The organism is Promicromonospora noduliphila, from assembly GCF_056951025.1.
In genome coordinates, this window is sequence record NZ_CM167806.1 from 1,715,425 (window position 1) to 1,728,781 (window position 13,357).

At 71.2% G+C, this 13,357-nt stretch carries 13 protein-coding genes and 2 tRNA genes; 6 read left to right on the forward strand and 9 right to left on the reverse strand.

Going from position 1 to position 13,357, the window contains the following annotated elements:
* Positions 1–2: 2 nt before the first annotated feature.
* Together AC0QU1_RS07460 and AC0QU1_RS07465 are read left to right on the forward strand one after the other, a co-directional pair.
* A complete protein-coding gene (locus tag AC0QU1_RS07460) occupies positions 3–902 on the forward strand; it encodes an alpha/beta fold hydrolase (protein WP_483575583.1) in 900 nt (299 codons plus the stop codon).
* A 100-nt stretch (positions 903–1,002) separates the two neighbouring features.
* Complete coding sequence (locus AC0QU1_RS07465) at positions 1,003–1,851, forward strand: EamA family transporter (protein WP_483575585.1); 849 nt, start codon at positions 1,003–1,005, stop codon at positions 1,849–1,851.
* A gap of 24 nt (positions 1,852–1,875) precedes the next feature.
* On the opposite strand, the gene AC0QU1_RS07470 is transcribed toward AC0QU1_RS07465, so the two are convergent.
* Complete coding sequence (locus AC0QU1_RS07470) at positions 1,876–2,562, reverse strand: SDR family NAD(P)-dependent oxidoreductase (RefSeq protein ID WP_483575587.1); 687 nt, start codon at positions 2,560–2,562, stop codon at positions 1,876–1,878.
* Positions 2,563–2,755: 193 nt separating this feature from the next.
* Between AC0QU1_RS07470 and AC0QU1_RS07475 the strand changes: the two genes are divergently transcribed.
* Positions 2,756–3,715 carry a helix-turn-helix domain-containing protein gene (locus tag AC0QU1_RS07475; protein WP_483575589.1) on the forward strand — a complete coding sequence of 320 codons (960 nt, stop codon included), beginning with the start codon at positions 2,756–2,758 and terminating at the stop codon, positions 3,713–3,715.
* Between the two features lie 89 nt (positions 3,716–3,804).
* On the opposite strand, the gene AC0QU1_RS07480 is transcribed toward AC0QU1_RS07475, so the two are convergent.
* The 6 genes from AC0QU1_RS07480 to AC0QU1_RS07505 form a co-directional block, all read right to left on the reverse strand.
* Positions 3,805–4,695 carry a VOC family protein gene (locus AC0QU1_RS07480; protein ID WP_483575591.1) on the reverse strand — a complete coding sequence of 297 codons (891 nt, stop codon included), beginning with the start codon at positions 4,693–4,695 and terminating at the stop codon, positions 3,805–3,807.
* A 320-nt stretch (positions 4,696–5,015) separates the two neighbouring features.
* Positions 5,016–5,384, reverse strand: a complete 369-nt coding sequence (locus tag AC0QU1_RS07485; protein ID WP_483575593.1) for a helix-turn-helix domain-containing protein — start codon at positions 5,382–5,384, stop codon at positions 5,016–5,018.
* Positions 5,381–5,788: a hypothetical protein gene (locus tag AC0QU1_RS07490; RefSeq protein ID WP_483575595.1), complete on the reverse strand. Its 408-nt coding sequence runs from the start codon at positions 5,786–5,788 to the stop codon at positions 5,381–5,383. The genes AC0QU1_RS07485 and AC0QU1_RS07490 overlap by 4 nt, the downstream gene beginning before the upstream one ends.
* A 353-nt stretch (positions 5,789–6,141) precedes the next feature.
* Positions 6,142–6,217 (reverse strand) — tRNA-Asn (locus tag AC0QU1_RS07495).
* A 147-nt stretch (positions 6,218–6,364) separates the two neighbouring features.
* On the reverse strand, positions 6,365–6,943 hold the full coding sequence (locus tag AC0QU1_RS07500; RefSeq protein ID WP_483575597.1) for a DapH/DapD/GlmU-related protein: 579 nt from the start codon (positions 6,941–6,943) through the stop codon (positions 6,365–6,367).
* Positions 6,944–6,967: 24 nt separating this feature from the next.
* On the reverse strand, positions 6,968–7,954 hold the full coding sequence (locus tag AC0QU1_RS07505; protein WP_483575599.1) for an aldo/keto reductase: 987 nt from the start codon (positions 7,952–7,954) through the stop codon (positions 6,968–6,970).
* 180 nt (positions 7,955–8,134) lie between these two features.
* Between AC0QU1_RS07505 and AC0QU1_RS07510 the strand changes: the two genes are divergently transcribed.
* Entirely contained in the window at positions 8,135–8,512 is a 378-nt protein-coding gene (locus tag AC0QU1_RS07510) for a DUF2255 family protein (RefSeq protein ID WP_483575601.1), read from the forward strand.
* Between the two features lie 34 nt (positions 8,513–8,546).
* On the opposite strand, the gene AC0QU1_RS07515 is transcribed toward AC0QU1_RS07510, so the two are convergent.
* A complete protein-coding gene (locus tag AC0QU1_RS07515; RefSeq protein WP_483575603.1) occupies positions 8,547–9,116 on the reverse strand; it encodes a hypothetical protein in 570 nt (189 codons plus the stop codon).
* Between the two features lie 82 nt (positions 9,117–9,198).
* On the opposite strand from AC0QU1_RS07515, the gene AC0QU1_RS07520 reads away from it, so the two are divergent.
* Entirely contained in the window at positions 9,199–10,323 is a 1,125-nt protein-coding gene (locus AC0QU1_RS07520; protein WP_483575605.1) for a M15 family metallopeptidase, read from the forward strand.
* A gap of 53 nt (positions 10,324–10,376) precedes the next feature.
* Positions 10,377–10,450 (forward strand) — tRNA-Ile (locus tag AC0QU1_RS07525).
* Positions 10,451–10,666: 216 nt separating this feature from the next.
* On the opposite strand, the gene AC0QU1_RS07530 is transcribed toward AC0QU1_RS07525, so the two are convergent.
* Positions 10,667–13,342: a pectate lyase family protein gene (locus AC0QU1_RS07530; protein WP_483575607.1), complete on the reverse strand. Its 2,676-nt coding sequence runs from the start codon at positions 13,340–13,342 to the stop codon at positions 10,667–10,669.
* Positions 13,343–13,357 lie beyond the last annotated feature (15 nt).

Below are 13,357 nucleotides of genomic sequence, written 5' to 3' on the forward strand. Positions count from 1 at the left end.
AGGTGACCACGCATGACGAATGGTCGCCGACCAGGTACGCCCGCAACGGCGACGTCGAGATCGCCTACGACCGGCTGGGGCAGGACGGGGGCGTCCCCCTCCTGCTCATGATGGGCCTTGCGATCTCCCGGTTCTGGTGGCCGGACGGGCTGTGCCGGGCGTTCGCGGCCGAGGGCTTCGACGTCGCCCGCTACGACCAGCGCGACGCCGGCGCGTCCACGCGGTTCGGCCGGACCACGACGCGGCGCAGCCTGCCGGCCGCACTGCTCCGGCGGGACACGGTCGCCTACACGGCGGAGGACATGGTCGACGACGCCGTCGCCGTGCTCGACGCCGCCGGCTGGGACCGCGCGGTGGTGTTCGGGCACTCGCTCGGCGGCATCACGGGGCAGCGCCTCGCGCTGCGCCATCCGCACCGGGTGCTCGGCCTGGTTTCCAGCGCCGCGCCGCCGAGCGACGCGTCCGGGCTCGAGGTGCTGCGCTACCTGCGCTACGGGCTGCTCGCCCGGCTCGGCGCGGCGAGATACCCCGAGGGGCGCGACGGCGACATCGCCGCCGCGATCGCCGTCGCCAGGGGTATGGCATCGCCGGCCAACCCCGCCGACCTGGCCGCGGCCCGCACCCGGATCGAGCGCGGGCTCGAGACCGGGCCGCGCGACATGACGGCGCTGGGCCGCCAGCTCCGCGCCCCGTGGCACGGACCGCGGCTGCGCGACGTCGAGGTGCCCACCCTCGTGCTGCACGGGGAGGACGACCCCGTCATCAAGCCGTCGGCCGCCCGGGCCACGGCGCGCAGGATCCCTGGAGCCCGGCTGCTGATCCTCTCCGGCGTCGGCCACGACCTGCCGCCCGCGTCCTGGGCCACGATCGCGGAGCGGACCCGGAGCCTGGTCGGGGCGTGACCTGGGCGCCGGGCCAGGACGTGAGGTTGCACCGCGTCGCGCGGTGCGGTTATGCATGACAGATGTGTGACTCTCGGCGGAGCGACCAGGCCGCCTGAGCGTGGGAGTCGCCCTCGCCCTCCTGTCGGCCCTGGCCTACGGGGTCTCCGACGTCCTCGGAGGCCTGGCCGCGCGCCGTCTCCCGCCGCTGCGCGTCGCCCTGATCGGGCAGGTGGCCGGCCTGTGCGTGACCGCGATGGCGATGCTGTTCGCGCCCGGTGCGCCACCGGGCGTGGCCGACCTGGCGTGGGGTGCGGCCTCCGGCGTCGGCACGGGTCTGGCCATGGCGTTCCTGTTCCGGGGGCTGAGCCGCGGCGAGATGTCGGTGGTCGTGCCGCTCAGCGCCGTCGGAGGCGTGGCGCTGCCCGTGCTGGTCGGCGCCGCCGTGCTCGGGGAGCGGCCGCCCGGCCTGGCCTGGGCCGGGGTGGTGATCGCCCTGCCCGCGCTGTGGCTGATCAGCCGGAGCCCCGGCGGATCCGTCCCGCCGTCCCGCGCGTCCGTCGTCGACGGCCTCGCGGCGAGCGGCGGCATCGCCCTGCAGTACCTGTGCCTTGCGCAGGCCGACGCCGCCACCGCCGGCCTGTGGCCGATCCTGAGCGGGCGGGTCGCCGCGATCGTGACCGTGCTGGTCGCCGGGGCGACGCTGCTGCGCGAGCCGGCGGCCGCGCGGCCCTCCGCCCGGGTCCTCGGACTGAGCGTCGGAGCCGGAGCCCTGGCCGCGACCGCACTGGCCGCCTACCTGTTCGCGCTGCGCACCGAGTTCGTCACCGTTGCCGTGGTGCTCTCCTCCCTCTATCCCGTGGTCCCGGTCCTGGTCGGGCTGGTGCTGCTCGGTGAGCGGCTCGGGCGCACCCAGGTGCTCGGGCTCGTGGCCGCGCTGGGAGCCACCGTCCTCATCGCCACGGCGTGAGGACGGCGCCCGCCGTCCGCCCACCTACCAGGGCAGCTCCCCGTTCTCGTCCCGGAACGTCCCGGTCGGACCGTCCGTGTCGAGCGTCGCCAGCCGCACGACCTGCCTGGCGCTCTCCTCGGGCGGCCGTCCGATGCCGAGGGCGGCGGTCATGTCGGTGGCGGTGGTGCCGGGTTCGAGCGCGTTGAACTTGATGCCCGGATGGGACTTGGCGTACTGGACCGTCAGCATGGTGGCCGCCGCCTTGGACGCCGAGTAGAGCGCGTACGACAGGTGGAACTCCGGCCGGTCGGGGTTGTTCACGGCCCAGAACGACCCTGCGCTGCTCGACAGGGTGACCACGGTCGGGTTCGCGGACTCGCGCAGCAGGGGGAGTGCGGCCTCGGTCACACGCACGATCCCGACCGCGTTGGTGTCGAACACCCGCAGGGCCGTCGGACCGTCGGCGGTCTCGCCGCCGAGGAGGCCCGCGTTGTGCACCAGGACGTCGAGCCGGCCCTCGGCGGAGCCGATCGTCGCGAGCGCCCCGGTGACCGACACGTCGTCGGTCACGTCGAGCTGCACGAACCGTGCGCCGAGGGCCGCGGCGGCCTGCTCGCCTCGTCCGACGTCGCGCGCGCCGACGTAGACGGTGTGCCCCAGCTCCTGAAGCTGCTTCGCCGTCTCGAAGCCGATGCCCTTGTTGGCCCCGGTGATCAGTGTGACGGTCATGTGTCTCCCCTCGAAATATGCGGCCCGGGCGGACCGTTAGGCACGCTATGCACAGTGATTCGCCCGAGGCAGAGCCCCCTGGAGACCGGGGTGTGACAGGGCCCCCTCTGTGGGCCGTGCGGAGTCGGAGGGTCGTGCCGAATCGGAGGGTGGCCGCGCCCCTTCTGTCCGTGCCGAATCCCGAGGTGGCCTCGTGAGTGGGGCGACAAATGCCCTGGGCGCTTTCCTGCGTGCTCGGCGGGAATTGGTGACGCCCGAGCAGGCGGGCATCCCCGACGTCGGCGTGCGGCGGGTGCCCGGGCTGCGGCGCGAGGAGGTCGCGATGCTCGCCGGCATCAGCGCCGACTACTACCTGCGGCTGGAGCGGGGGCGCGACCGCAACCCGTCGGTGCAGGTGCTCGAGTCGATCGCCCGCGTGCTGCGCCTCGACGACGAGCACTTCGCCCACCTGCTGACGCTGGTCGCCGAGGTGCCCCGGCAGCGCAGGCCTCGGCCGCGCGAGGAGACCGTACCGGCGGGCGCGCTCAAGCTCCTGGACTCCCTCGTCCAGCCGGCCTTCATCGAGGGCCGGTACTTCGACATCCTGGCCTCGAACCGGCTCGCCCGCGCGCTCGACCCCGGCCTCGCCGTCGGCGGGAACCAGTTCCGGGACATGTTCCTGGACCCGGCCGCGCAGGCGCTGCACCCGGACTGGAAGGACGTCACGGAGTGCTTCGTCGCCAACCTGCGCCAGACGGTGGGCAACAACATCGACGACCCGCGCTTCATCGAGCTCACCGGCGAGCTCTCGCTGGCGAGCGCCCGGTTTCGCGAGCTCTGGGCCCGGCACGAGGTACGCGGGCAGAGCGGGTCGCTTCTCCGGTTCGACCACCCGCAGGTCGGCAAGCTGACTCTCAACCGGGAACGGCTGAGCATCGGCGGGGCCGATGGCCTGATGCTCGTCGTGTACCACCCGGACGCCGGGTCCAGCGACGCGGACAAGCTGGCGCTGCTGGCTTCGGCTGACCTGCCGGCGTCGGGTCAGGGTTCTGGGGCGGGGGTGCGTGGCTCGGGTGCGCCGGCGGGTGGTTCCGGTGCGGCTGTGCGTGGCTCGGGTGCGCCTGCACGCTCCGGCGTGTCCGCACGTGCGACAGACGGCGCTGCGGTCCGGTGAGCTGGTCGAAGCGCGGTGCCTCGCGGGTTGAACTCGTCGGAGGGCGACGCCTCACGGGTTGAACCCGTCGAGGCGCGACGCCCCGCCGGTCAGCTTTTCCCGGCCTTTGCCTCAGCCTCCAGGAACTCCTCGGGCGGGTCGAACTGCGCCAGCACGAGCTCGGCGCCGAACGGGTCGCGGATCGTCGCGTCCTTCGCCCACTCGCTGTCCTCGGTCGCCAGCACCGTCGCGCCCGCCCGCTCCGCCGTCGTCGCGGCCCCGTCCCGGTCGGCGACGGCGAAGGTCACCGACCAGCGCGCCGGTCCGGCGGCCTGCAGCACCCCGGCGACGACGTCGGCGAAGCCGGGCGGCACGAACTCCTGACGCTCGTGGATGCCAGGGTCCGTGGTGCGGGCCAGGTGGTCGCCGTACCCCGGCACGCGGGCCATCCCGGCCCCGAGGTCGTCGCTCCGTACCCAGCCGAGCAGCGGGCCGTAGAACTCCAGCGCGCGGTCGACGTCCGGCGTGAGCAGGTTGCTGAAGTTCCACGTGCCCGGCGCGTTGACGGCCTGGGCGCCGGGCCGCGAACCCGCCTGCCACAGCCGGCTGGGCGCGCCCTGCGGGTCGACGATCCGCGCCATCCGTCCTGCCGGCTGCCCCGGTGGTCCCACGGGCTCGGGCGGCGAGCTCACCACGCCGCCGAGCTCGGTGACCCGGCGCGCCGTCGTCACGATGTCGTCGACGGCGAGGTAGGTGTGCCACGCCACCTCGCCGTTGAAGCCCTCGTCCGGTGTGCCGATCGCCGCGACCGTCGTCGCCTCCGTGCCGTCCTGGGACGCGACGACGTAGCGTCCCGGCGCACCGGGCGGCAGCTTCTCGTTGAAGCTCCAGCCGAACAGGCCGCCGTAGAAGGCGAGCGCCGCGTCGACGTCGTGCGTCTCCAGGTCGACCCAGCTCGGCACGCCGTGCGGGTAGGTCCGGATGATGTGGGTGTCGGCCATGACGTCCTCCCGATCGGGTTCTGATACCCCGATGCTGCCGTGGACCACTGACATTCGCAGTCGGCCTGGGCACGCCCGCTGACCGCGCGTGGCTGGCGATGCCCGCCGTGGTCGGCAGTTTGCCCCGCAGAGTCGGCAGTTGGCATCGAGATCGCGACAGGCCTGAGCCGATCTCGATGCCAAGTCACGACTTCACGGGAGACTGCCGAACTCGCCGTGAACGCGTCGGGCCGGCGCCAGGTGACAGAGGCAGCGGGGCCTAAGTCCTAAGGATTGGGCCTTGTGGCTCCCGCGGCTGAACTTGGTGAGGGGGTGCGAGGTCAGGCTGCGGGTGTCTCGTTCTCGGCGGCGGTCGCCAGGTCGATCTCGATGCGCTTGCCGTGCATCGTGACCACGAGCGTCGGGTTCTCGGCGCCCGCCGCTCGTAGGTAGGACAGGAGTGTGCTGTAGAGCATGTCACCACGCTTCTCAGCGCGAGAGACCGCGCTCTGGCTCATACCCAGGCGCTGCGCGATCTCCTCCTGCGTGAAGTGAGCCGCCGAGCGGAGAGCCGCGAGATTCATCCGGTAGGCGCGATCCGTGTCGTCCATCTCGGCCCGGATCTCTGCGACGGCAGCGGCTCGCTCAGGGGTGGCGTTGATGATCTCGTCGAGCTCGTCGTTGAACGGGGTGTAGGCGTCGTCACTCATCGGTCATCCTCCTTCTGGAATGCGGGCCGGTTGCGCAGCCATTCGTCGATCGCTAGGTCGGCGCGGCTACCGACAGAGTCGTAGAAGACGTCGCCCATCTGGGCCTTGTCCGAGAAGAACAGCATCAAGACTGCCTCGCCTTCCGGGGTGAACCAGACGATCGTACGGACAGCAAACCCTTCCCGGAATGGGTGCGAGAGCCGCCAGACGGGAAACTCGCCCGACTGCACAACCCTCCGTACCGTCGGAGTCTCCTCGGCAGGCTCCCCGTCGAGGTCGCGCAGGACCGCGACCTGAGCTGCCACGAGCCGCAGTGTTGTCTCAGCACGTTCATCACCCGCAGCCGCCTTTGCCTTCAGCGCGTCGACCGCGATCCGGAACGGTCGCGCGGGGAAGATCTTCACTCGGCAATTATGCGCCAGATGCATATGCGTCGCAAGCATAGTGTCGCTGTGATCGGAACTCCGAGCGGTCGTACTCGAGGGATCGCTGGCGTCGATCCCTGGTAGGTGGAATGGGAGCCCATGCCAGTTGGGAGCGTGGTGGTCGTCGACCCGACGTACCCCGCTCAGCGGCACGCGATCAGTGTCTACAAGCTTGCGGGAGTCGAGCCTCCTGCCTTCTTCGGAGCGGGGGAGTTCTCGAACGCTGTTTGGGGCTTTTACGAGCCTACGGAGTCGATGCGGAACTTCCTGTTGACTCGCATCGGTTGAGCACGAAACAGCAAGGCCCGGAACCGTGGAGATTCCGGGCCTCATGGCTCCCGCGGTTGGACTTGAACCAACGACCGTCCGATTAACAGTCGGATGCTCTGCCAGCTGAGCTACGCGGGATCGCGCTCGCCCTTCCCGTGCACCGGGTGGGCGACCGGTGAAAACTCTAACAGGTTCCGGCGGGTAGTCCTGCCTCATATCCGACCAGCCCGGCAGCGGTGTCGATCACACCTCCGCGAGGCTCGTCCCCAGCCCGGGCATCCGGCCCTACCAGCGCCGTCGCACAGTGCCCTTCGGCCCCGCGACCAGGCTCGCCGCCGGCACGTCGTCGGCCACGACCGCGCCCGCCGCGACGACGGCGTCGCGGCCGATGCTGACACCGGGCAGGATCGTGGCGCCGGCGCCGATCCACACGTTCTCCGCCACGTCGATGGGCGCGCCGCTCAGCCATACCCGCCGCTCCTCGGGGTCCACCGGGTGGCCCATCGTGATGAACGTGACCTTCGGGCCGATCATCACGCCTCGGCCCAGCCGGATGCCTGCGTAGTCGAGGAACGTGCAGCCCTGGTTGACGAAGACCCGCTCCGCCAGGTCCAGGCGCAGGCCGTGGTCCGTGTAGAACGGCGGGTAGATGGTCACCCCGGCGGGGAGCGGGCCGCCCAGGATCTGCTCGAACAGCGCGGCCTTGCCGGCCTCGTCGTCGAACGGCAGGACGTTCAGGCGCGAGGTCAGCGCCGTGACCTCCATGACTCTCTTGTGCATGGCGGTGAACTCGGGCCCCAGCACGCGTTCACCCCTGGCCAGGAGCTCCGGATCGTGGATGGGCATGAAGCGGTCGTCGGTCACCGGACGATTGTTGCTCATCCGGGGTCAGCGTCCCACCATCCCCATGCCGGCCTCGTTGTACCGGTTGCCCTGGACGCCCACCCGCGCGGCCAGCCCGTTCAGGTCGGCGACGTCGTCGGCGGACAGGGCCACCCGCGCCGCGCCCACGTTCTCCTCGACGCGTTCGATGCGCCGGGTGCCGGGGATCGGCACGATCCACGGTCGCTGGGCGAGCAGCCAGGCGAGCGCGACCTGCCCCGGCGTCGCGCCCTGGGCCTCGGCGAGCGAGCGCACGTGGTCCACCAGCGCCTGGTTGGCGGTCCGGTTCGACGCCGCGAACCGGGGAATCGTGGTGCGGATGTCGTCGTCGCTGAACGACGTCGCCGCGTCGAGCGCACCCGTGAGGAAGCCCCGGCCCAGCGGGCTGAACGGGACGAACCCGATCCCGAGCTCCGCGAGGGTCGGCAGCACCTCCGGCTCGGGGTCGCGCGTCCACAGCGAGTACTCGCTCTGCACCGCCGTGACCGGGTGCACCGCGTGCGCCCGCCGGATCGTGGCCGGACCCGCCTCGGACAGCCCGAAGTGGCGCACCTTCCCGGCCCGCACCAGCTCGCCGACGGCGCCCGCGACGTCCTCGATCGGCACGTCGGGGTCCACGCGGTGCTGGTAGAACAGGTCGATCACGTCGGTGCGCAGGCGGCGCAGGGCGGCGTCGGCGACGTCGCGGATGTGCTCGGGCCGGCTGTCCAGGCCCACCGAGGTGCCGCCCTCGATGCGCCAGCCGAACTTCGTGGCGATCACCACCTGGTCGCGCAGCGGCTCGAGCGCCTCGCCGACCAGCTCCTCGTTGACGTACGGGCCGTAGACCTCGGCGGTGTCGAAGAACGTGACGCCGCGCTCCGCGGCGCCGCGCAGCACGGCGATCATCTCCTCGCGCGTGCCGGGGTTGGGACCGTAGCCCTGCGACATGCCCATGGCGCCGAGGCCGACGGCGGAGACCTCCAGGCCCTGGCCGAGCGTGCGGGTGTGCATCGTGACAGTCTCCTCGTGTCGGGTCAGGGGGTCGTGCTCCACGCTAGCCCCGGCGGCCTGGCACTGAGGGGTTCCGCCGGTACCCGTCACGACAGGGACTCCCGGACGCCGTCCGCGTGTTGCACCGTGAGGTGGCGGCCACGCCACCGACACCAAGAACGGCGCCCGGAAGGAGCACACATGAGCACCTGGACCGAGCAGGAGCTGGAGCAGGTCGACAGCACGGACGAGCTGCAGGTCTCGTCGTACCGGCGCGACGGCACGCTGCGCCCGTACGTGACGATCTGGACCGCCCGGCTGGGCGACGCCGTGTACGTCCGTTCGGCGTACGGCCCGCAGAACGGGTGGTTCCGCCGCGCCAAGACGTCGGGTACGGGCCGCGTCCGCGTGGGCGGTATCGAGCGGGACGTCCGCTTCGAAGTCCCGGAGGACGACGTCCACCCCGGCCTCGACGACGCCTACCGCGCCAAGTACGGCCGGTACAGCAAGCGCATCGTGGACACCGTGGTGGGTCCGAACCTCGTGACGTCGACGCTCCGCGCCGTCCCGCAGGACTGAGCCGCGGTCCCGCCGGACCGAGCCGGGCGCGAGGTCAGGCGGGCAGCCCCGCCGCGTTGCGGACCCGCGCCTCGGCGGCGTCGATCATGCCTGCCGTGTCCGGGTCGGCGAGGTCCACGCCCCGTCCGCCGATCACCTGGGAGAACAGCTCGCCGTCCGACCGGCGTCGGACCGCCACGCGGGCGGAACGCCCGCCCGGCAGCTTGACCGGCTCGGCCAGGACCACCGACCATTGCACCCGCTCGCGCAGCACCTGCGGCAGCACGGAGCTCCGGCCGTCGAGCGTCAGCGGCGTCGGCTCGTCGCCGTCGACCCAGTGCACCCGGATCACGTTGGACTCCGTGTCGTAGGTGGCGCGGTCGACGTCGGACCACTCGCGGTGCACGACGACGGAGGGCGCACCCCGCGACGCGTCGTCGCCCTGGCCGTTCGCGCCCTCGGGCGCGGAGACCAGCAAGAGCTCCGCGCGGGTGGCGAACGCCCACGCCTCACCCGCCGACGTGACCAGCGCGGCCTGCGCCAGCACGGAGTCGGTGCGGTGCGACCGCACCGTACGACGGATCGCCTTCTGCGGGCGCCGCCCGAACCACGATCGGATCCCCATGGGCTCCACCGTAGTGCCATGGGCCCAGTTCACCCGCCGACTGGTCAGCGGGCATGTCTTGGGTGCCGTAGGTTCTGGGTTCGTGACCTTGACGAGCGCCGTGCCTCCTGCCGATCCCTCGGACACGAAGGTCGGCGAGACGGCGAGGGACCGCCGCGAGGCGAAGGGCCGCCGTCGGCGCAACGTCCGGGTCTTCGTCGTCACCACGCTCGTGGTCACCCTCGCGCTCGCCGGTGGCGGCTTCGCCTGGTACGTCGTGTCGGACGCCGAGGAGCTCGCCGGGCAGACCGCCGCGGCCAGGAACCTGCTGGCGGAGTCGGACGGGCGGGTGGCCGAGGCGACGACCCGCAGCGAGCTGTCGGCGCAGATCCGGAAGGCCGACACCCTGCTGGCCGAGCCGCTCCTCACGCGCCTGGCCACCGGGACGGCGGACGTCCTGCGGTCCATGGGAGCTGCGTCGGACGCCGTCCGCGCCTCGATGGTGGAGCTGGCCCGCACCGACGTCACCACGGAGCGCCGAAGCCTCGCGACGGTCAAGAGCCGGGGCGAGAAGGTCTACGCGGCCACGGAGGGCAAAGGGGCCGACGACGCCGCCCGGGCCCGCCTGCGGTCCGCCCTGGACACGGCGACCACCATCGACGCCGTCGCGAACACCGCCCTCGGCAGCGCGGGCCTGGAGGGTCTGGAGAAGGCGGCGTTCGACCTGAGCACGAACCGCTCGGTGGTCACCGTGGCGACGCAGGCGCTGACCGCGGCGCAGGACGCCGTCACCTGCCCAGCGCCCGACCAGGTGTGGGAGCCCGACAGCGGCGTGGTGCCGAGCTCGGACCTTGCCCCCATCCCGTGGTCGCCCACGCACTTCGTGCGCGCCGACGTGCTGGACGGGCTGGTCGCGCTCGACGCCGCGTACCACAAGAAGTTCGGCGCGCACCTGACCATCAACTCCGCCTACCGCACGTACGACGAGCAGAAGGCGCTGTACGACCCGTCATCGCCGATCGCGGCCCCGCCCGGCTGCTCCAACCACGGTCTCGGGCTCGCGGTCGACCTCGGCGGCGGCGTGGAGACGTTCGGCACCGAGCAGTACAACTGGCTCAAGGCCAACGCCGAGCGCTTCGGCTGGGTGCACCCGGCGTTCGCCGAGCCGGACGGGCGCGTGCCGGAGCCGTGGCACTGGCAGTCGGTGCTCGCGCGCGAGAGCCTCTGACGCCGTCACACGGTCCGCAGGCAGTAAGATCCTTCAGCGGCTTGCTGCCGTGCGCCCCGTTAGCTCAGTTGGTCAGAGCAGGAGACTCATAATCTCTCGGTCACAGGTTCAAGTCCTGTACGGGGCACCGTTCTGAACTGGTCATTTGACTGGTTCTTGAAATCAGTGCGGCACGGAATGGCGCAGGAATGGCGCCGTGGGTCTCCAAGCGAGGCGCCATCGCCAGCACATCCGACGCTGAGCGGACTGACCATGCGGCAGAGCCGCCGCGAGCCGTCCTTGGAAAGCGCGCTCTGCACTCCCCAAGGACGCCCCGCGTCAACTGTCCGCTCCTTCAGACCGACTACAGGTTGACGGTGTTACCCCCGATGGTCACAACGAGGCGGCCGTCGCTCGCGAACGACCAGCCCAAGGACCCCGAGTACTGCCCGCACCGCGACCCGTTCGAGCCGGACCACCACTGGTTGCCGCCCGCGTCGTTGCCGATGACGCGGTCGTTCGACCCGCCGTCGCAGGACGTGTTGTCGCGGAACGTCGACGAGCCGCCGTCGAAGTTGAAGTTGCGCTCCGCGCTGCCGATGCTCAGGTTGTTCGAGATCGTCAGCGACCCGAGGTTCCGGTTGTAGCCGAACCCGTGCTTGCCGTTGTCGTAGGCGATGCTGCGCCGTACGACGTGGTTGACCGCGATGTCCTCGCCGCCGAGCTTGTAGCCGTTGCGGTCTCCGTTGCCGGCCTGCGAGCCGTCGGACAGAGTCCCGTTCTCGTAGGAGAGCGAGTCCTCGATCGTCACCGGTCCGATCGGGCCGGTGTCGCCCTTGGTGTACAGGTCCCAGCCGTCGTCGATGTTGTTGTGGGACACGGTGTACCGGAAGACGTTCCCGGTGCCGACGGTCAGCTTGGGCGCGAACCCGTCGGCGTCCTCGCCGTCGGAGTCGGCGTTGTCGTGCGACTCCGAGGAGACGACGAGGTTGTTGGACGGCCACTCGCTGCTCGGCGCCCCGGCGGTGTACCGGGAGAGCTGGAGCCCCGAGTCGCGGTTGAACCGGGTCACCACCCGCTCGATGACGTTGTTGTCCCCGCCGAGCAGGATCCCGTTGTCGCCGGCGTGCTCGACGACGATGCCGCGCAGGTGCCACCAGTCCCCGCCGATCGCGATGCCCCGGTTGGCGGAGTTCTCGCTCTGGGCCGAGAAGTTCAGCACCGGCCGCTCACCGGGGTAGGCGAACAGCTCGGTGCGGTTGCCCGAGAGACCGTTCCTGCCGGGCGCGATGCTGATCGTCTGCGAGTAGTTGTAGGTGCCACCGCGCAGGTAGATCGTGCCACCGGGGTTGATCCGGCTGATCGCGGACGTGAGGGTGGTCGGGTTCGCCTCGGTGCCCGCCGCGCCGTCGGTGCCACCGGGCGCCACGTACAGCGCGTCCGCGCTGGGCTGCTCGGCGGAACCGCCGTCGTCCGGTTCTTCCGTGGATCCGCCGCCCGACGACGCGGCGGCGTAGGTCTCGAACTCGGCCACCCGCGGCGTGCCGCTGGAGCTGGTGATCTCGAAGTTGATCTTGCTCAGCGAGGTGGCCGCGAAGCTGATGACGCCGGCTCCGCTGCCCGTGGCCAGCACGGCCCCGTTGTCGTTGTTCACCACCCGCCACGAACCGATGTTCCCGACGGCGCCGGAGGCCTCGCGGAGGTTGATCGAAGACACGGTCGTCGCGGAGCCCCACTTGACCGAGACCCGTCCCGTCGAGCCCGCCGGCGACCAGTAGGTGCTCGGGTTGCCGTCGAGCACGTTGCCGTAGCTCGTGCCGCTCGCCTTGCTCGAACCGTCGGCGCCGGCGCCGAGGCTCAGGTTGGTCCCGGTCGGCGGCTCCGTCGGGTCGGTCGGGTCCGTGGGGTCCGTGGGGTCGGTCGGGTCCGTCGGCGTGCAGCTCCCGTCCGACACCCGGTTGCCCTTGTTCGCCCCCGCCGTCTGGCTGACGACGGCCGGCACGCAGCTCGCCGCGTCCAGCGGGTAGGAGTACGGGATGCTGACCGAGGTGTTCGACATCGGGTTGGGTCCGGCGGGGTTGTTGTCCTCACCCGGGCTCGACCAGGTCACGTTGTCGAAGACGTTGCCGGCGACCTGCCAGTAGCCGGCCTGGTCGGTGTAGAACGTGCCGAGCACGTCCTTGGAGTCCTCGAAGTAGTTGTTGTCGACCTTCGCCCTGGCCCCGGCCCGCGAGTTGATGCCCGACTCGACCAGGCCCACGTAGTGGTTGTTGTACATGTGCGCGATGCCGCCGCGGAGCAGGGGCGTGCGGGAGTTGAGGTTCTGGTACAGATTGTGGTGGAACGTGACGAAGCCGTTGGACAGGTCGCTCTCGCTGGACCCGATGAGGCCGCCGCGCTCGGAGTTGCGCAGGGTGCTGTAGGACAGGGTCACGTACTTGGTGTCGTTCTTCAGGTCGAAGAGGCCGTCGTACCCCTCCGACTCGCCACCCGAGGCGAGCAGGCTGACGTGGTCGACCCACACGTTGCGGACGCCGCTCTCCATGCCGATCGCGTCGCCGCCGTTGGACGTCGGCGAGCCCGACTTCTTGACGTTCTGGACGGTCACGTTCTGGATGATGATGTTGCTGGACTCGCGGATGTGGATGCCGATCTGGTCGAAGACGGCACCGCTGCCGACACCCACGATCGTGACGTTGCTGATCTGCTTCAGCTCGATCACGTCGTCGGCCGTGCTGCAGCTTCCCCCGGACACCTGGCTGGTGTTGCCGTGGTTGATGGTCCCGGTCACCTCGATGATGATCGGGGTGCTGCTGCTCGCCCGGGTGCACAGGGCCGTGTGGATGGCGGTGCCCGTGCTCGCCCGCACCGTCTGCCCGCCCGCGCCGCCGGTGGTGCCGCCGTTCTGGGTGGCGTAGCCCGTGGCAGGGCCGGTGGCCGCCGCAGCGGAGGGCGCGGGCTGGGCGGTCACGCCGATCGTGACCGCGAGGGTCACCGCCGCCACCGCCGAGAGGATCTGTACTGCTCGTGGTCGTCTCATGTCGCTGCCTCACGT